Below are 18,448 nucleotides of genomic sequence, written 5' to 3'. Positions count from 1 at the left end.
TATGCTTACTTGACTTTTACCTTTGAATCTAAATTACTCATGTATTAAAAAATTGTTAGTCATTGAGGTTATGTGAATACTTTTTTTTCACTTGTGAGAAATCCGGGTTTACGCAAAGACTTTTTCGTTAGACTATTGATATAAGTCTCTTTATGGGTAAAATACCAATGTCGCGTGTAGCTGAATTAAGAAAACGTCTTGACCTCACACAACGGGAATTAGCCGATTTAGTTGGGGTCACTGAAACTACTGTTCGTAACTGGGAAAATAATCGCAGTGGAGTTGAATGGTTTGAAAGAATCGCAAAGTTGTGTGATGCTTTGCGATGCACTCCTAATGATTTGTTTGGATATCAACAGATCGGAGAAAACGAAGAAGATGCTTGATTTTCAATCCATCAATTCTCTTGGGTCTTCACCTTCAGCCTTTTTAAAACAGCAATTCCAAATCTCCGCCACAACCAGAATCTATCTGCAATCAACTCTGAGCAAAAGTTACTGAATTACAGAGGTGGGAAATCGTGTCTCAACCATCCTCCAAGCGCAAAAAAGCCACCTCTGCCGCATCACTCAACTCAGATATCGCCCCTTCAGTAGATCCAACTTCAGTAACCATCGACGTTCCTGCTGTTGAAGTACCTGAATTGACCGAGCAGGAGCAAAGCGATCGCTTGCTTTTGGAACGGAAAGTTGAGAGGGCGTTTTTTGAAGCGGGTAAGGCTTTGGCAGAATTACGCGATCGCCGCCTTTACCGTTCAACGCATCGCACGTTTGAGGAGTATTGCCGCGATCGCTTTGGTCACAGTCGTCGTCAGTCTTATCTTTTAATGGATGCGGCTGTCGTGTTTGATAATTTAGCTGAAAAATGTGATCCATTGGATCACATTTTGCCGACTAATGAACGTCAAGTTCGACCACTAACAAAGCTGGAACCCCAGCAACAACAGGAAGTTTGGCAAAAAGCTATAGAGGAGGCTGGCGGTAAAGTTCCCAGTGCCAGGATTGTAACTGATGTGGTCCAGAGAATTATGGAAAGAACAAAAGTACCCAACACCTACCAGATTGGGGAAGTCTGCCAAATTCTAGCCAAGGATAACCCCGAACTCAGAGGTAAGGGCGGCTGTTGGGCTATTGTCACCGCAGTCAATAACTTCAGTTGCACCGTCAGAACTTGGGACGGAGAATTGACGGTTGGACTGAAGCATCTGAAATCGTTCAATTACCTGCCTGATGAATGCCAGCAGATGCAGGAGATTTGCGATCGCATTAGTCGAGTGTATTCGAGTGGACTGGAGGAGTCGGTGCAGAGGTTTTTGGAATCGTTGGGCAAGCTGAAGCGGAGTTATTTGACCCACTTGGAAGTGAAAGTGTTGAGTTTGTTGGAGTTAGAAACTGGCGGCTGATGCGAGAATTCACAGCAGGCGTACTATTACTTTGGGTTTTGGAGTGAGGGTGATCGCTTTAGTCAAATCATTTAGGTATATTCCCAAGCGTTTACTGAAGCGAATTCAGCAGATGGAGCAAGAGAAAGCGGGGGGTTAGGGAGATTTTGGGGGTGTTGGGGGTTAATATCTGAGCCGACACAAATTACTACTGAAGTTTTATTTAAATTAACGTTCATTGGATAGTAAGATTATTCTGCTTGTTTCCAATTTTCATTGCTATTGCACTCGATTTAGTTGACCCCAAACATTTTAAAAAACTGGTTTACAAATTGCTGTAACCATGATCAAGAAAAATTTGCTTAACAACGAAATTTTTACTTTAGACAATATTCTTTTACCACAAGAGTGTGCTGAGTATATTAATTTGACTGAAAGTATTGGTTATACAGATGCTCCCATCAGTACTATTCGAGGTTTCCAAATGCGTCCCGATATCCGCAATAATGAGCGCGTTATTGTCGATACTCCCCAACGGGCTTTTGATTTATGGCAGCGTGTGTCAGATTATATTCCTAAGACCATTGGCAGGTGGCAAGCAGTAGGATTAAATGAGCGTTTTCGTTTTTATCGCTATGATCCAGGACAGAGATTTGCAATACATCATGACGGTTCTTATCGGCGACCGAATGGCGAGGAAAGTCTGTTAACTTTTATGATTTATCTAAATGAAGGTTTTGAAGGTGGTGAAACCCGTTTTCATCTTTCGCCTCGGTATTATGAACAATTACCTAATATTACCGTGGTTCCAGTCACAGGTATGGCTTTATGTTTTGTTCATGAACTTGTGCATGAAGGTGTTGCTGTTGTTCAAGGGCGAAAGTATGTTTTACGCTCAGATGTTATGTATCGTCAACAGTCGAGAGTCTACTAAAATGTCTGGTGTTTTCCTAGCAATAAAAGTTTGAGCCATAGGTTTGACAAATCTTAGCCAAGGACAATCCCGATCTCAGAGGCAAAGGCGGGTGTTGGGCTATTGTCACCGCAGTCAATAACTTCAGTTGCACCGTCAGAACTTGGGATGGAGAACTGACAGTTGGGCTGAAGCATCTGAAGTCGTACAATTATTTGCCTGCTGAGTGTGAGCAGGTGCAGGAGATCTGCGATCGCATCAGCGGAGTATATTCTGATTCTCTGGAGGAGACAGTCAAAAGTCTGTTGCACTCGTTGGGGAAGCTGAACCGTCCTTATCTTACGGCAGTGGAAGAGAAGCTGTTAAGTTTGATAGAGAAAGAATACGAAATTACCGATTAAACTCCACAAATCACTCGACAATAGCAAATACTCATAATATCATTGTGTAATCAACTTGATGTTTGTCAAACCGAAGCGGGGTCAAAAACCCTGGGAGGTTTGCCAAAATCACCAGAACCTTGACAAATAAATAATTCTAGCGTTTCAATAATGGAAGCAGTTGCAAATTAGTCGCAATAACAACGGCTGAAATCGACCTATTTTTGAGGTTCGTCAAATTGCTTAAGAGGAAGCTTGCTCTGTAACAGTTTCAGCACCGGGCGGTTTCCAAACTCAATTACCCCGCGAGGGGACTGAAACATCCCAATCTTCTAGAGAAGAACAAGCAACCATTGGTTTCCAAACTCAATTACCCCGCGAGGGGACTGAAACATTATTCCACCATTCATATAATTCATGACAGTTATGTTTCCAAACTCAATTACCCCGCGAGGGGACTGAAACGAGATTTATTGAAATTCAATGGCAATCGTATTCCAGAGTTTCCAAACTCAATTACCCCGCGAGGGGACTGAAACATGTTACATCAAGGTCAAGTAACATTTCATCTTCTGTAGGAGTTTCCAAACTCAATTACCCCGCGAGGGGACTGAAACTTAAATTATGTCTAACCACCACGATAATCCACGTTTCCAAACTCAATTACCCCGCGAGGGGACTGAAACAAGCTGATGAGCGGCTAATTATTCTAAAAGCGATTAAGTTTCCAAACTCAATTACCCCGCGAGGGGACTGAAACTTACATAGCAAAAGCCAAGCTCCTCCCTGAACTAGAAGTTTCCAAACTCAATTACCCCGCGAGGGGACTGAAACAACGACGACGCCTCTGCAACATTATCAATTGCTGCAGTTTCCAAACTCAATTACCCCGCGAGGGGACTGAAACTCTTGAGGCTAGGAGCAAGCGAGAAGGGCGTAAAAGTTTCCAAACTCAATTACCCCGCGAGGGGACTGAAACGGTTACAGCGCTGGGTTGTTGTACTGGTTGTTGCTGAGTTTCCAAACTCAATTACCCCGCGAGGGGACTGAAACGCTACAGTCTCTTGGTATCGTTTCAGGTCAGCTAGGTTTCCAAACTCAATTACCCCGCGAGGGGACTGAAACATCTCAATATAATCAATGGCAATTTAAATGCCAATGGAGTTTCCAAACTCAATTACCCCGCGAGGGGACTGAAACATTACTGAGGTTTTCAAAAGCTTAGAGAAAACACAGTTTCCAAACTCAATTACCCCGCGAGGGGACTGAAACAAGCTCTGGGATTGGGAAATAAATTAGTAGAAAATCGTTTCCAAACTCAATTACCCCGCGAGGGGACTGAAACAGTAAAAACTTGACGACGTTCTACAACGATTCGCCAGTTTCCAAACTCAATTACCCCGCGAGGGGACTGAAACGAGCAAGTTCTCCTTATGTTTATTTAGGAGCAACAAGTTTCCAAACTCAATTACCCCGCGAGGGGACTGAAACATTCAATGAAACTTTAGCTACGCTCTACAACCTAAGTTTCCAAACTCAATTACCCCGCGAGGGGACTGAAACCTGGGATTTTTGCACAAAACTCGCACCACATCACAATTCGTTTCCAAACTCAATTACCCCGCGAGGGGACTGAAACTATAATTTATTATTGCGTTCGTAATTACCTTTTCCTTGTGTTTCCAAACTCAATTACCCCGCGAGGGGACTGAAACATTTTCAATGCAATTCGATTGCACAAATTACCGCGAAGTTTCCAAACTCAATTACCCCGCGAGGGGACTGAAACATTGACGAAACAATGATTCAAGGGGCGACAATCGCCTCTAAACCCAGCCAGATAAAAGTTTTGGAGGCACAGACCTTTTGAAAAAATTGGGTGCTTATTGAGAATGAACTGGATGAGGGTAGTAGGCTTTTCTGTGGGGAGCGGTTTTGTGGTAAAAAAGAACGGTCTCGTAATTTGACCAAGACCGTCGTCATAATGCTGGCATCATTCTACCAAAACTTCTTAGGAAAATACCTAAAGAAAGCACAGTTAATCACCCTGAAGATGTTGGTGTGGTTGTTACAAAATCAGAAACAGGTGAAGATAGAAACGCTGGCAGCAACCCTACCTTTACCTATACAGCAAAACAGTCGTAGACGGCATATTCAAAGGTTTTTAACACTGAATGCGAAGAAGTGTAGTGTTGTTGTGGTTCCCTATCATTGAAGCAATAATTACCCAATATTTTAAACTGGGTTCACAATTAACTATAGCGATGGATAGAACACAGTGGAAAGAAAACAATGTGTTGATGGTTAGTGTAATTTACCAAAAGAGAGCTTGGCCAATATATTGGTGTTTGTTAGAAAAAGATGGTAGTAGTAACTTAGAAGAACAGCAAAAAGTATTACGTCCAGTAATTCGGTTATTAAAAAAGTACAAACTAGTAATTGTTGGAGATAGAGAATTTCACAGTGTAGAACTGGGACAGTGTCTCCACAAGCAGAATATAGGTTTTGTACTCCGCCAGAAAAAGGACACTACTTTTCGGGAGAAAAGACAGAAATTTCAACCGTTAAGTAGCATTGAGATTTCTCCTGGGATTCGCTCCAGGGCGAACGCATCTAAATATAGTACATAAATACTAATTAAGTTACAAAGACAGCGATGCCTACGGCGGGCTTCGCCTACGCGTGTGGTGTGAAGGAGCTTGTGATCGGGTATTGATGGTAAAGTCATAGTAAAAATAGAGTAAAGCCGTAAGAAAGCGTGAAACTCAAGCCCAAAATTAGCATTGCTGACCATTTTGCTGTGATGTCAGATCCACGAATAGATCGCACGAAGCGACACAAATTAATTGATATTTTGACTATTGCAATTTGTGCAGTAATCTGTGGAGCAGATAGCTGGGTAGCAATTGAATTGTATGGCTGTACAAAGTATGAATGGTTAAAAACGTTTTTGGAGCTACCAAATGGCATCCCGTCACACGATACATTCGCGCGGGTATTTGCTCTAATTAATCCGCAGGAATTTCAGTCATGTTTTATAAACTGGATGAAATCAATACAAAAAATTACTTCAGGAGAAGTAATTGCAATTGATGGGAAAAGTTTATGTGGTTCAAGGGATCAAAATAGTGACCAGAGCGCAATTCAAATGGTAAGTGCATGGGCAACTACAAATAAATTAGTGTTGGGGCAGGTAAAGGTAGACTCTCAATCGAATGAAACCACGGCAATTCCAGAATTACTATGGAATCAAATCTTTAATCCGAGTAGAAAGAGTTGGAACCAGAGGCGGTAAACAATACCATGATGTTGCTTGCTACATCAGTAGCCGCATCTGCACAGCACCTGAATTTTCTCAGGGCATTCGCGGCCATTGGGGTATAGAAAATCAACTCCATTGGGTTAAGGATGTCGTTTTGAATGAAGATCGTTCGACTATACATCTAAGTAATGCCCCAGCCAATCTCTCTGTTGTGCGAGCGATCGCTCTCAACATCCTCCGCCGAAATGATCATACTTCCATCACAACTGCTCACAGATTTCTCTCTCATGATATTGACAAACTTCTTACCCTTGTGGAATGAAACAGCCCTGCTTAAATTTGGGCGTTTCAGAAGTGCTTGATTTTTTAAAGGTGATATGACATTATGCTTGATATCATGTAAACTACACTAATTCGATAGTGTTGCCGTAATTTAAACTCCACTACTAGCAATTTCTGATTTTGCTGGCTATTCATTGGATTGGTTTTATCAGAAAACCTTCCATGCGTACTGTTTGATTGGAGAAAGACAATGCATGACGAATTTTCCTTCCAGTTAGACGTGTGCGATTAATTGGTTGTTTAATTGCACGTCATTTGTTCGCTTTAAAAAAGTTAGTTTGGAGAATTTTGTATGACAGCTATAGCATTGAGCGTATCTACTGTTAAGCCTCTGGGCGATCGCGTTTTCATCAAGGTAAGTGAGTCTGAAGAGAAAACAGCAGGAGGCATTTTTCTGCCTGATAGCGCCAAAGAAAAGCCACAGGTAGGTGAAATTGTTGCAGTTGGCCCTGGTAAACGCAACGATGACGGCATCTATCAAACAATTGATATTGCAGTTGGTGATAAAGTTCTCTATTCCAAGTACGCTGGTACTGATGTCAAACTTGGTACAGAAGAGTATGTCCTGTTGTCTGAAAAGGACATCTTGGCAATTGTTTCATAGTCCAATGTCGCTGAGAAAATTGGAACCTCCTCAAAGCAGAGCATACTGTTTTCAAACTATTGAATTTTAGTGTGCCGTACACAACAACATCCTCTTAATTCCCGACACCCCACACCCTTCAATTTACACACTTACCTACAGAACTTGAATTACTATGGCTAAGCGCATCATTTACAACGAAAATGCTCGTCGTGCTTTGGAAAAAGGAATTGATATTCTTGCTGAGGCAGTAGCAGTGACCTTGGGTCCTAAAGGGCGTAACGTTGTTTTAGAAAAAAAGTTTGGCGCTCCTCAAATTGTCAATGATGGAGTCACCATCGCTAAAGAAATTGAACTAGAAGATCACGTTGAAAACACAGGTGTATCTCTAATTCGTCAAGCTGCTTCTAAAACTAATGATGCTGCTGGAGATGGCACCACAACTGCAACGGTTCTGGCTCACGCCATTGTCAAAGAAGGATTGCGGAATGTGGCTGCTGGTGCAAATGCCATTGAACTCAAGCGTGGTATCGATAAAGCCACAGGCTTTTTAGTAGACAAGATTAAAGAACACGCCCGTCCTGTGGAAGATTCCAAAGCGATCGCTCAAGTTGCTGCCATCTCTGCTGGCAACGATGAAGTCGTGGGTGCTTTGATTGCAGAAGCATTAGACAAAGTTGGTCGTGAAGGGGTGATATCTTTAGAAGAAGGCAAGTCTGTTACTACCGAACTAGAAGTTACAGAAGGGTTGAACTTCGACAAGGGTTATATTTCTCCTTATTTTGCAACCGATGCCGAACGGTTGGAAGCAGTGCTGGATGAACCTTTTCTACTGTTAACCGATAAGAAAATCGCTTTGGTACAAGACCTCGTACCCGTGTTAGAGCAAGTAGCGCGTGCTGGTCGTCCTTTAGTAATTATTGCCGAAGATATTGAAAAAGAAGCTTTGGCAACCTTGGTTGTTAACCGTTTGCGTGGTGTGCTGAATGTAGCAGCGGTGAAAGCGCCTGGATTTGGCGATCGCCGCAAAGCTATTCTAGAAGACATTGCCATTCTCACAGGCGGTCAGTTGATTACCGAAGAAGCTGGTTTGAGGCTGGATGCTACCAAGCTCGACCAACTCGGTAAAGCCCGCCGCATCACTATCACCAAAGATAGCACCACCCTCGTTGCTGAAGGTAACGAACAAGCTGTCAAAGCACGAGTAGAGCAAATCCGTCGGCAAATCGAAGAAACCGAATCCTCCTACGATAAAGAAAAACTGCAAGAACGCTTGGCGAAGTTAGCTGGTGGAGTTGCAGTAGTTAAGGTGGGTGCTGCCACAGAAACCGAACTCAAAGACCGCAAGCTACGTCTGGAAGATGCCATTAACGCTACTAAAGCTGCTGTGGAAGAAGGCATCGTTCCCGGTGGTGGTACAACCCTCGCACATCTGGCTCCAGATTTGGAAAACTGGGCAAAATCTAGCCTAAGCGGTGAAGAATTGACAGGAGCGTTGATTGTAGCTCGCGCCCTGCCTGCACCTTTAAAGCGGATTGCTGAAAATGCCGGACAAAACGGTGCAGTGATTGCAGAACGAGTTAAAGAGAAAGAATTCAATGTCGGCTACGACGCTACAACTGGCGAGTTCGTAGATTTGTTTACAGCCGGAATTGTTGACCCCGCTAAGGTGACTCGTTCGGCTGTGCAGAATGCTGCGTCAATTGCAGGTATGGTGTTGACTACCGAAGCCATTGTAGTTGACAAGCCAGAACCAAAGGATGCTGCTCCGGCTGCACCTGGTGGCGGCGGCTTAGGTGGCGACTTCGATTACTAACGATCGATCCAGAGTTTTCCCATCTTTAACTAAAATCTTAAGTACCTTCAAGAAACAGAACAAGCAACAGGCAACTGCTCACTCTGACAAGCGAGTAGTTGCCTTTTCATCTCCTTGGACAACATTCACGGTCACAGCTTAAAAGTTAAAGTTTTTAGAACTTACGCATTGACAGAAAATTGAGACTATGTAGTTAAGTTAAACTTCTGTGTTAAGTGTTCTAAAATAAAGTCACGCGCCACTTGAAGAGATAAGGATGGGGCAGTAGTGAAGTTAAAAGCGAAGGTTGTAATTAGATTACTTCGCTTTTGTTGCTTTTATTGCAGTTGATCTAACCATGTTACTAAATCATCAACGGATGCAAAATCTAGAAAAGCTTCTCCTAGTGCCTCCAGTTGCTCAGTAGATAATGCACGAATTCGCTCAATAATTGAGGTATCAATTTCTCCAAAGCGCCTATTTAGTTGACGATAGAATAACTTGAATTCGCCTTTTTGCAGAATATCCTGATAAATAACAGATTCTTGCATAATGTCCTCCCGTAAAAATTGATGAATTAAGTCTTTTGTAAATCGTAAACCAGCAAAAATCTCGGTACACCCAGCAATATTTTGTCTTTCAACTCTATTAGGAATTTTAGCGACACTTTGAGCAACCTGGGATAATAGAGTGGACGGAGAATCAGTTTGCGCTAAAGGTGCAAAGGGCAACAGAGCCGGATTATTAAGGAACTGTGCCGCATCCTGCTCCCATAAACGTACAACCCGATAGCAGGAGTTGTCATTTCATCAGTATATTCTGTAGTAAAAGCAACTTCATCATCAGTTTCTTGCAAGAAAATTACCACTTGTGTGACTGGTTTACGATATTGTCGCTTTAACCTGACGTAGTAGTCGAGTATGCGTAAGGGAACAGGAGGATTAGACTTAGTTAAAGTCTGAAATTCCAGATGGAGAATGCGGCTTTTTGTTTGGATAAATATCACAGAATCAGCCCGAATTGGCTCGATTGAGAGTTCAGTTTTTAAAACAGTAACTTCTTGATTAGTTTGATTTGGTAATAACCAGTTAGCAAAATCGGCAGGATATAATTCGGCTAAATACTTAGCAGTGTTATCGTAACTCAATTTAATTCTCCTGTTGAGCAAGATTTAAGTAACAATTCAGGAGCCATACTAATTCGCAATGACGCTCCTTCTCTGCGAGACGCTACGTGTAGCTTGCTTGGACGTAGGAATACGTCGAAGATCGCAATTCGCTTCTTAAATAATTGCGCTCATGCGCGAGTTGCGAATTGGTTTGGCCCCACGGTGGGGAAAGAAACCAGCAGCTTTCCAATGAGTTGATTTGGTTAAGCATAACGCACCTTTTAATTTGAAAGTAGACTGCACAGGTAATCAATCCGTTTCCAAGCAACAGCAGCCTGTCGAGGAGAACAACTCAACCCATAAGCCCGACGTGCATCATAGTTGCCTGGAATGCCCTTTAGCACCCCGACGGAAACCCCATGAGCCACCGTAAGAACTCCGGGTTGATAGCTTCGGACTTCAACAGACTCCCGTATTGACGCAATTTGATTTCCAATTTGGTCTGTCCAGGCGGCCGGGATGACTTTGTTGAATAAGCCATTGGGGTAGGTAATAATAAACACTCTTTCCCTTCCATGCGGCAAGCCGACGCAGTATGCGGGTATAGTTTCCCATTCGCATACATACCCGATTTTGGAAAGGTCTTGGAGTACTCTTGCCATTCCTCTAGCAAGTAGCCCTGTTGGGTTTTCGATGAGAGCGATCGCTGGTCTGTCAGAGTCAATAATTCTGAATTGTTCTGCCCACAGTGCGGATCTGGAGTCAGCAAGCCCAAGTCGATTTCCGGCGTTGCTTGTGCCGACGCAGGGGAAACCTCCACAGACGATATCGAATTGCCAAGGGTGGCAGTGGTAGGTGGTGATGTCTGGATGGATTGGGATTGTGGGTTGTTCATGGCGAAGTCGTGATTGGGAGTAAGGAGAAATTTCGACAAATTGCTTTACTTGGAACTTATGAGATAAACCCGCCGCAGCGATACCATGATGGCAAAGTCCGCCGATGCCAGAGAATAGAGAAAGGACAGATATCATGCAACTGCCTCCAGGTGTTGAGAGTGCAAATCAATCTCTGCATAAAACAAACCTTGCCTGCCAGTGATAGGTATAGGGCGTATGATTCGCTGAATATTCTCCAATTGCCATGCCATACGCCCGACTTGCCAATCACCCGTATCAATCTCTGAAAGAGACTGTTCGTTGATGAAAGCTTGGGTCATAGAAATGCAAGCGGTTAGCTCTACCAGAGCTACGGCACAACCAAAAGGTAAATCATCCCACTCAATGTAGTTATCAGTGTCAACTAGTATTTGTTGATACTTGTTAAGGAAGTAGTTGTGAGTGAGTTTTTGGTGAATACTGGACTTTTTGGCAGCACAGATTAACAACGGGCCTCTGTAGCTTGTAGCCCAAGAACGGGTTTCGTACTTTTTCAGGCCCATTGGAATCAGTGTTGCCCAAGGCTGATGTAAACTGATAGCTTTGATTATGGTTGTACTCACAGTTTTAAAACCCCCGACCATGAGATAAATTCTTAAATCTGGTAAATTGATGGTCAAACAAAAGCTTGACCGTCCCAGTTGGGCCATTCCTCTGCTTACGAACAATTAACTCAGCAATGCCACGCTCAGGTGTATCGGGATTGTGCATTTCCTCGCGGTAAAGCATGATAACAACATCGCTGTCTTGCTCAACAGCACCACTTGACCGCAAATCGCTCAGTACAGGACGTTTGTCGTTGCGGTGTTCGACTTCACGGCTTAACTGCGATAGAGCAAGTACTGGCACATCTAAATCTTTGGCAAGTTTTTTCAGTCCCCGGCTGATTTCCCCAACACGCTCGGTCATATTGTTTCTAGAATCAGCCCCTTCAGCCATTAGTTGTAAGTAATCCACAACCACAAGTCCAACGCTACCGTAATGGGATGAAACCCTGCGAACTTGGCTACGAATCTCTGTCAAGCTAGGGCAAGAGTTATCGTTGATGAAAATTGGTAGTTCGCTCAAAGAAGCGATCGCTTTACTCAACGGTTGCCACTGGTTGTTAGAAACGCGCCCAGTTTCAAGAAAATTGTTTTCAATACCCGATTCACTGCTAAGGAATCGCTGTACATATTCATCAGTGGACATCTCCAGGCTGAAAACACACACGGGCAATCGGCTCATTTGAGCAACTACCAAAGCGAGATTACCAGCCAAAGCGGATTTCCCTACAGATGGACGAGCAGCCAGCACGTACAACCGCCCTTTGCGAAAACCACCGCCGAGTAGACTGTCCAAGTCATAAAATCCGGTGGACACAGCAGGGCTAGCGGTTCCAGCGTGACGCGCCTCAATCTCGGTAAAAGCATCAGCCAGGGAATCGGAAATGTGAACTAAATCTGTGGCAGAATGCTCAGATGCAATGCCGTAGACTTTTTGTTCGGCTTGGTCAAGGACAATCGGTAGCTCAGTTTCAGTTGCATAGCCCAGCTTGATAATCTCAGTTCCCGCTTTTATCAACTGCCGTCTTTGGTATTTTTCCATGACCAAATCGGCGAAAGCATCGATGTTGATAGCTGACACAGTACGGTCAACCAGAGTTGCGAGTTTGTTGCGCCCACCAACGCGAAACAAAAGACCGTTGTCAGACAACCAACTGGTTATGTAAAGCAAATCCGTCGGGTTACCTTGGCTGTACAACTGTTGCGCTGCTTGATAAATATCTTTGTGGGCGTTGATGTAGAAAGCATCCGCAGTTAAGCGATCGCTGATTCGGCTCATGGCATTTGGGTCAAGCATGATACCGCCGAGTATGGCTTCTTCAGCTTCAATGCTTTGCGGGGGTAGGCAGTCTTGTTGGGATGAAAAGTTTAGTTCGCTTGTCATAAATCCTCAATGAGAAGTCGGAAGTTAGAAGTCGGAAGTCGGAAGTCGGAAGTTAAGAAACCAAGAAGGAGAAGCCGGAATTTAGAAGTTAAGAGTGAACAACAGGGGCAGAGAAACCTGGAAAGACTGGAAAGAAGTGAGAATGTAGAAATAAACTACTTCCGACCTCGATTCATGCAGCTTGCGGGTAAAGATGGGCATACATTTGGGGATAATGGGTTTGCAACCAGTTCAACCAGCCATCAGTAGCACCCGTGTGTTGTTGGTCATAGCGAGTAGTGAATTGAGCGATCGCACTTTCAATGCCGACTTTATCCCCAAGGTCTAACAATTGGCAGAATGTGGCTTTGTGCCACTCAAGAGAGCGATTCGAGTAGTAGCCGATGGGTTGGTCAGTGGCTTTTGATTCTTCAGTTTGAGGTGTAACCGACTCCAGAACTTTTGACCAATAGCCCAGCAGTTCTTCTAAGCCACCTTTGGTTGCTTCCAGATTGCCTATGGACTTGATGACTGTGGGGATTTTTTCAGTCCACTCGCATTTGCTCCACTTGGCTCTCTCTTTGGCTATCAACTCCACTAAACCGTTGTTGCAGGTTTGGTAAATCTTGTCCCTGGTACCAGTACGCCAGGGGAAGCGCCAGCCACGCAACTTGATTTCGCTTCGGTAAACGGCAGGCAATGGGTCAGTTGCCATGATACCGGGGTCGAGTAGCACAAGATTTAGCAAGTCTTCAATCGATTGGAATTTTAGTTTACTGGGTTTATTATTCGCTTGTTCGTTTTTATCGAACAAAGCCCCCGCCATAGTTGGTCTACATGAGGGTTGGTCTGTTTGATGCGAAGATTCTGATTTTGTTGACAACGAAGTGGGGGATTGGGGAATTGGTTCTTCTTGGTGGTTTAGTTTTTCAGAGTCAGATTCGGAAATTGGTTCATATTCCTGGTTTAGTTCTTCTAAGTCAGTTTCTTCACACACACACGATTCTTGGGTGGGTGGTGTTTCTTGTATGTGTTTTTCTTCTTTTTGGTTTTCTTCTAATTGTTTTTCTATATATAGAGGGGTTGATTCACCACCCCTGGTTGCACCACCTCTGGTTCGACCACCCCCGGTTCGACCACCTCCGGTTTTGACTCCCCTGGTGGGTTCATCCGTATCAGACAAATCAGGAGTTAATTCTACTTGTGGCAGGGATTTACGGAAAGCAATTGCGTCAGTCGTATCTTTGAAGATGTGATATTCAAAATCAAATAGGCCGCCAGAAGTACGAACTTTGCGCCTGACTAAATAGTTGTAAATCTCAGCATTTTTGAGTATCTTTCTGAGCTTATCTCGACCGTAACTTAAAGCATTCTGAATGCTAACGAAATTAATTTCAAAGCCTTCTTCGTGTGAAGTCATCCAGCAGATTAGCCGGAATGTACTGTCATCAATTTTTGAAGAACGAATCAGTTCATTGGAAATGGGAGTATAATTCTTTTTGAGAGATTTCCCCGCTACAACGATGCTCATATAACCTCCGCATTGGTTCTGTAGTTATAGCTAATCAGTTAACTCTTACAACCACATATTTGAAAGAGTTCCCCAACTGTTGATAGCAGAATTGGGGAATTTTTGTTTAATAAATGGCATTAGGGAATTCCCTAATCTGTATATGTTCAGGAAATTCCGAGATATCCCCACCCTTACGATCTCTGGTTTGAAATTGCTGTCCTTGAAAGTAAGCATTTGCCCCCACTTGTTTGACGAATGCACTCGTATGAAAAGCTTGGCATTGTTGAACAATTGACTCAATCCATTCGATGTGACAGGGGCGGGAATTGGGGCCAGACTCTCCCCCGCAAATAATCCAATGGATATCTTTCAAAAATTGACTGATCTCACCCAAATCTTCTAACAATGGTTCGGCTGACCAAAACCGAACCTGAGCCGGAATTTGTGCAAGAATTGAACTGCGTTGTTCGAGGGTTTGACGGTTTTCTATTGAAATGCCAACCCAGATGTTATTAGGTAATGTATTTAGTCCATGACTATCAAGCCATTCATTAACGGTTGACAGCATAATTTCTGGACGTTTGGTAAGGATTTGAAAAGTTTGTTTAGGAGCAACAAACATTCCATCTAACATTTCTTGTTGCCAATAACGTGGAACCCACTCACCAAAAACATCTGTCATGGAGGCAACAAAATGTTTTCTAGGGTTTTTCTGAAATCCCCACTTACGAATCATTTTTGTGTCTAATATTAGTTCTGGTGGTTGACCAGAATATGGTCGCTTGTTGCCACCAAAGAAAGAATTTTGATTGAGTTTCTCGCTATAGCATTTTGCACAGCCGGGGCTAATTTTTCTACACCACCAGCCACCATCTTTGACGCGAATGATATTATCTGTTAAGTCTGTCCATTCTATATTTGTCATAATTTGTCAGATGTCAAATCAATTAACTTACTTTTCAGCCCACGTAATTTGTATTCATTGAGTGATTTATCTCAAAACACCAACTCTAGACATTCTTTTTTTTAATCAAGTTATGAAAACGGACACAATCTTTTACACACTGTTTCAAAATCTCCCTAGCGTTCTGTTTGAATTACTGTCCTCATCGGCTGCTGTTGCGACACACTATGAATTCAAATCTGTAGAAATTAAAGAGTTAGCCCGACGCTTAGATGGTTTATTTCTGCCTAAAGATGACTTCCCACAAGACCCTATTTATTTTGTAGAAGTACAATTTCAAAAGGATGATGATTTGTATTGGCGTTTAATAACCGAAGCATTTGTGTATTTAAACCAGTACAGACCTTTAAGATCCTGGCAAGCTGTGGTACTTTGGGCAAAACGTAGTCTTGATTCTGGCGTACCACTGGCTTATAAAACTTCACTTGCGGCAGGGCAAATTCAGATAATATATTTGGATGAATTAGTTGATACATCCTCCGATTCTGTTGGTTTAGGGATAGTTCAGTTGGTGGTAGCAAAAGAAAGCGAGGCACAAGCCAAAGCCAGAAATTTAATTAAATTAGTGCAACAAGCTCCCCAATCAAACCGAAAAAACCTTTTAGAATTGATAGAAAGGATGTTGGTGTACAAGTTTGCGGACAAAACTCGGCAGGAATTGGAAGCAATGTTTGGATTAACACAGTGGCAACAAACTCGGTTTTATCAAGAAGTTGAAGAAGAGACTAAGTTAAAAACAATACCTCGATTAATGAAAGTAGGATTGAATGCAGAACAAATAGCTGAGGCACTAGAATTAGATATCGAAACAGTGCGGCAAGAAATTGCCAAGCAAAGTGGTCAAAATTCTTAGAAATTGGCTCTTTGGGCAACTTGAGTAAGTATTTTTTGCTTGGTGCTGGCATTAGATGATGTTGAATAATTCGTACTGACTTCAAGACAAGCGATCGCTCTTACAATTTCTTCTGCTTTTTCTTGTGAAATAGCCTGTTCGGGATTCTTGTAAAACCCGATAATCTGGGACTTGGGACACACAATAATGCGCTGTGTGGTTGTGCGTTTATCCCAAACGAAGCACGAAATAGTGATGTTGTCCGTAGCCCAACGAGTACCACGTTTGTCCTTGCGAAAACAAAAGCGCGGCAGAGTCAGTACAAGTGATGGTGGGTGCTGCTGCAAGAAATCTGCCCGGTCATCGCAGGGTTCGAGAAAGCTGGTCAGGAGAAAAGCCGCAACACCCACACGAGCTTTGTGGTAAGCATTCTTGATAATAGGGGATGCAAATTCGGCATAAGGAGGATTAGTGCAGATCCAATCGCAATCGGGAAATTTAGCCCAAGATTCGGCTAATGTTGCATCCAAATGGTAATCAGCCGATTTGTTCGGGTCGATGTCATTCGTCCAGATTCTATTGGTGTAGGGCCACACGGACAGTAATGATGCGATGCCTCCGGCAACGTCAGAGACGAACGCTCCCATCCCAACGCAAGGTTCACCAATCACACCAGATAGTGGGACATGGCGCAGTAGTTCAGTTGTGAACCATGAGGGCGACTCGTAGAAGTTCAGAGGATGTCGGGTGATAGTTTCAGAAACAGCTGTCTGGGGTGTTAATAGTGGTGTGATAGTCATGCTGCTTCCTCTTGAAAATCTACAGAGTTTTGATTGGTGACAATAGTTGCGCTAATTGACTCAAAATCAACCTGAAAGATGTTTAAATCAACAGCCATTTCGCCAGAATTATATCGGTCTGTAATGACTTGTCTGATGGCTGCTTCTGTCAGTCCATCAGGTATTTCTATGTGGGCTTCTTGGTAAACTTTTTCGATTAATTGAACTATGATTTTCATATCCGTTATCCTGAAAGTAAAGAGTGTTTTTGTTTGGCGGTTGTTATTGAATAAAGCAACAATCGCTTTTATTTTTCTTCTTCTTTAGATATGTCCTCCCAAAATTGCTCTACAAAATCGTAGGCTTGCTCTAAAACTTTAGGGATTAGGAATAAAGGAACTTCCCATGCAGCAATTACGCCTCCAGCGAAGCATTCTGCAAGCTCAATCCGAATACATTCTGGTAAATTGCTTTCCATAAATTTGAGGGTGTGGTCTTGATTGTCTGGTAGATGAACAAAGAAAAATTCATCGTACATAGCAAAAGCTTCAAGACCATATTTATCTGCTACAACCTTTCGTAAGCTGTTCATAATTTTGACAAATTACTGAGAAATGACTTTTACTATTTCGGGTAGCCAACGTAATTGAAAAACAGTTTGGTTCGATGACCTAGCCAACGCCGGAACCATACGCCCCCATTCTTTACCTGACTCGGTAGGGCGATACGGGATTTTTTTATCTTCAGTGCGATATTGTAATCCAGACTGAACCAGCCAGTTGTTAACAGCCCTTGCAGACATTCCCACTACTTCACCAATCTGTGTCGCGTTGAGAAATGCGTCTTCGGCAGGATTGGTGGAAGCGATCGCAGTCTTGAGTTCATCTGCGGCTGGCTTAAGGACAGGGTTAACAGCAGTGGCAGCATTAACGGCTAATTGTGCGGTGAGGGATTTATCTAATCCCGCAAACTCACCCAGCATCATGGCTAATTGTGCAGCTTCGTGGGAGGGGGCAATGGTTTTGGATGGTTGTTCTGCTTGTTGAGTCGCGGGTTTTGCCCAGCCTGTGATATCTTGCATCCAGGCGCGAACACCAATCCGGTTAAAAGCTTTGCATACGAGCCTGGCCTGCTGTTTGCAGTACCTTCCGGCATCAAAAGCGTAATATTCAATAACGGCAGCAACACCCATATCAGGAATTCCCTCATTCCAGGTTTCTAGTGCCGCAGGGGTAAAGCCTTGCTCTATAAGGCTTTTAGCTAATACAGAGGGTTCCAGTGCCGCACTTGATAGCGCACGGCGAAGCGAAGAATCTTGTACATCTGCTAGCCTTGCAGTTGCCCGAATACTTGCTTTACCCTGTCCACTAGCGTCAACAGTAATCTCTTGTTTTATCTGTTCGATGATTTGAGCGATTTCGATTTGTGACATATATCGTTGCTCCCTGTTGAAAAATACTTACATACAAACTCGAATTAAATCTGTTTCCCCCACCAACGGAAAACGAACCGGTGCAGCCAGTGGTTGAACCAAAGCCGGGGACATCAGTTCTACAACGTAAAACCAAGCGTTGTTCACCAGCACAATCCCCAGAACCAAACGCTGCTTTGTGGCATGGCTGTCAAAACGAAGCATGACGCGATGTCCAAGTACAAAAGCAGGTTTTCTCAAGTAAGTGGACTGTAATCGTCCCGTACCGATGATTTCCCGTTTAGTGACGTAGGATATTGAGCGATCATCGACTGCGATAGC

General features: G+C 43.3%; 21 protein-coding genes, 2 pseudogenes and 1 CRISPR repeat array. Of the genes and pseudogenes, 11 read left to right on the top strand and 12 right to left on the bottom strand.

The features are described from left to right. Window positions 1–152: 152 nt before the first annotated feature. From H6H03_RS36855 to groL, 10 genes and pseudogenes are all read left to right on the top strand, one after another. A complete protein-coding gene (locus H6H03_RS36855; RefSeq protein WP_190959959.1) occupies window positions 153–386 on the top strand; it encodes a helix-turn-helix transcriptional regulator in 234 nt (77 codons plus the stop codon). Between the two features lie 134 nt (window positions 387–520). Next, window positions 521–1,402, top strand: a complete 882-nt coding sequence (locus H6H03_RS36850) for a hypothetical protein (protein WP_190959958.1) — start codon at window positions 521–523, stop codon at window positions 1,400–1,402. Window positions 1,403–1,724: 322 nt separating this feature from the next. Further along, window positions 1,725–2,315 (top strand): prolyl hydroxylase family protein, encoded by a 591-nt coding sequence (locus tag H6H03_RS36845; RefSeq protein ID WP_190959957.1) that lies wholly within the window; start codon window positions 1,725–1,727, stop codon window positions 2,313–2,315. A gap of 194 nt (window positions 2,316–2,509) precedes the next feature. Next, complete coding sequence (locus H6H03_RS36840) at window positions 2,510–2,695, top strand: hypothetical protein (protein ID WP_242058207.1); 186 nt, start codon at window positions 2,510–2,512, stop codon at window positions 2,693–2,695. A gap of 263 nt (window positions 2,696–2,958) precedes the next feature. Then, window positions 2,959–4,463: a CRISPR direct-repeat array (repeat unit 37 nt; unit sequence GTTTCCAAACTCAATTACCCCGCGAGGGGACTGAAAC). A 90-nt stretch (window positions 4,464–4,553) separates the two neighbouring features. After that, window positions 4,554–4,889: a hypothetical protein gene (locus tag H6H03_RS36835; protein ID WP_190959956.1), complete on the top strand. Its 336-nt coding sequence runs from the start codon at window positions 4,554–4,556 to the stop codon at window positions 4,887–4,889. A gap of 49 nt (window positions 4,890–4,938) precedes the next feature. Beyond that, on the top strand, window positions 4,939–5,304 hold the full coding sequence (locus tag H6H03_RS36830; RefSeq protein WP_190959955.1) for a hypothetical protein: 366 nt from the start codon (window positions 4,939–4,941) through the stop codon (window positions 5,302–5,304). 128 nt (window positions 5,305–5,432) lie between these two features. Further along, window positions 5,433–5,912, top strand: a pseudogene (locus H6H03_RS42320) (ISAs1 family transposase); the annotation flags it as partial. Continuing rightward, on the top strand, window positions 5,890–6,258 hold the full coding sequence (locus tag H6H03_RS42315) for an ISAs1 family transposase (protein ID WP_199339218.1): 369 nt from the start codon (window positions 5,890–5,892) through the stop codon (window positions 6,256–6,258). The pseudogene H6H03_RS42320 and the gene H6H03_RS42315, both read left to right, overlap by 23 nt. Window positions 6,259–6,570: 312 nt before the next feature. Next, entirely contained in the window at window positions 6,571–6,882 is a 312-nt protein-coding gene (gene groES, locus H6H03_RS36820) for a co-chaperone GroES (protein WP_190959954.1), read from the top strand. A 154-nt stretch (window positions 6,883–7,036) separates the two neighbouring features. Further along, the gene (gene groL, locus H6H03_RS36815) at window positions 7,037–8,677 is read left to right on the top strand and encodes a chaperonin GroEL (protein ID WP_190959953.1); all 1,641 of its coding nucleotides are present in this window, start codon (window positions 7,037–7,039) and stop codon (window positions 8,675–8,677) included. Between the two features lie 317 nt (window positions 8,678–8,994). On the opposite strand, the pseudogene H6H03_RS36810 reads toward groL, so the two are convergent. The 7 genes and pseudogenes from H6H03_RS36810 to H6H03_RS36780 form a co-directional block, all read right to left on the bottom strand. Beyond that, window positions 8,995–9,803: pseudogene (locus tag H6H03_RS36810) on the bottom strand (Rpn family recombination-promoting nuclease/putative transposase). An 82-nt stretch (window positions 9,804–9,885) separates the two neighbouring features. Beyond that, the gene (locus tag H6H03_RS42170; protein ID WP_190959952.1) at window positions 9,886–10,035 is read right to left on the bottom strand and encodes a DUF1392 family protein; all 150 of its coding nucleotides are present in this window, start codon (window positions 10,033–10,035) and stop codon (window positions 9,886–9,888) included. Window positions 10,036–10,045: 10 nt separating this feature from the next. Further along, window positions 10,046–10,795, bottom strand: coding sequence for a DNA cytosine methyltransferase (locus tag H6H03_RS36800; protein WP_190959951.1), 750 nt, complete (start codon window positions 10,793–10,795; stop codon window positions 10,046–10,048). Beyond that, complete coding sequence (locus tag H6H03_RS36795; protein ID WP_190959950.1) at window positions 10,792–11,262, bottom strand: ASCH domain-containing protein; 471 nt, start codon at window positions 11,260–11,262, stop codon at window positions 10,792–10,794. Before H6H03_RS36795 ends, H6H03_RS36800 begins: the two co-directional genes overlap by 4 nt. 4 nt (window positions 11,263–11,266) lie before the next feature. Continuing rightward, window positions 11,267–12,628: a replicative DNA helicase gene (gene dnaB, locus H6H03_RS36790; protein ID WP_190959949.1), complete on the bottom strand. Its 1,362-nt coding sequence runs from the start codon at window positions 12,626–12,628 to the stop codon at window positions 11,267–11,269. Between the two features lie 172 nt (window positions 12,629–12,800). Next, a complete protein-coding gene (locus tag H6H03_RS36785; RefSeq protein WP_190959948.1) occupies window positions 12,801–14,138 on the bottom strand; it encodes a helix-turn-helix domain-containing protein in 1,338 nt (445 codons plus the stop codon). 106 nt (window positions 14,139–14,244) lie between these two features. Further along, complete coding sequence (locus tag H6H03_RS36780; RefSeq protein WP_190959947.1) at window positions 14,245–15,045, bottom strand: DUF5131 family protein; 801 nt, start codon at window positions 15,043–15,045, stop codon at window positions 14,245–14,247. Window positions 15,046–15,157: 112 nt separating this feature from the next. Between H6H03_RS36780 and H6H03_RS36775 the strand changes: the two genes are divergently transcribed. Continuing rightward, on the top strand, window positions 15,158–15,937 hold the full coding sequence (locus H6H03_RS36775; RefSeq protein WP_190959946.1) for an Rpn family recombination-promoting nuclease/putative transposase: 780 nt from the start codon (window positions 15,158–15,160) through the stop codon (window positions 15,935–15,937). Here the strand turns inward: H6H03_RS36775 and H6H03_RS36770 are convergent. The 5 genes from H6H03_RS36770 to H6H03_RS36750 all read right to left on the bottom strand — a co-directional run. Next, a complete protein-coding gene (locus H6H03_RS36770) occupies window positions 15,934–16,716 on the bottom strand; it encodes a hypothetical protein (RefSeq protein WP_242058209.1) in 783 nt (260 codons plus the stop codon). The genes H6H03_RS36775 and H6H03_RS36770 overlap by 4 nt on opposite strands. After that, a complete protein-coding gene (locus H6H03_RS36765) occupies window positions 16,713–16,934 on the bottom strand; it encodes a hypothetical protein (protein WP_190959945.1) in 222 nt (73 codons plus the stop codon). Before H6H03_RS36765 ends, H6H03_RS36770 begins: the two co-directional genes overlap by 4 nt. Before the next feature lie 68 nt (window positions 16,935–17,002). Continuing rightward, the gene (locus H6H03_RS36760; RefSeq protein WP_190959944.1) at window positions 17,003–17,287 is read right to left on the bottom strand and encodes a hypothetical protein; all 285 of its coding nucleotides are present in this window, start codon (window positions 17,285–17,287) and stop codon (window positions 17,003–17,005) included. A gap of 12 nt (window positions 17,288–17,299) precedes the next feature. Continuing rightward, on the bottom strand, window positions 17,300–18,127 hold the full coding sequence (locus H6H03_RS40915) for a hypothetical protein (RefSeq protein WP_242058208.1): 828 nt from the start codon (window positions 18,125–18,127) through the stop codon (window positions 17,300–17,302). Window positions 18,128–18,154: 27 nt separating this feature from the next. Then, window positions 18,155–18,448 (bottom strand): DUF1392 family protein (locus H6H03_RS36750; protein ID WP_190959943.1); only part of this gene is annotated, 294 nt, incomplete at its 5' end.

The organism is Nostoc paludosum FACHB-159 (assembly GCF_014698835.1).
Taxonomy (GTDB): Bacteria; Cyanobacteriota; Cyanobacteriia; order Cyanobacteriales; family Nostocaceae; genus Nostoc; species Nostoc paludosum.
The sequence above is the reverse complement of the archived record's forward strand: the minus strand, read 5'-3'. Positions and strand labels throughout refer to the sequence as shown.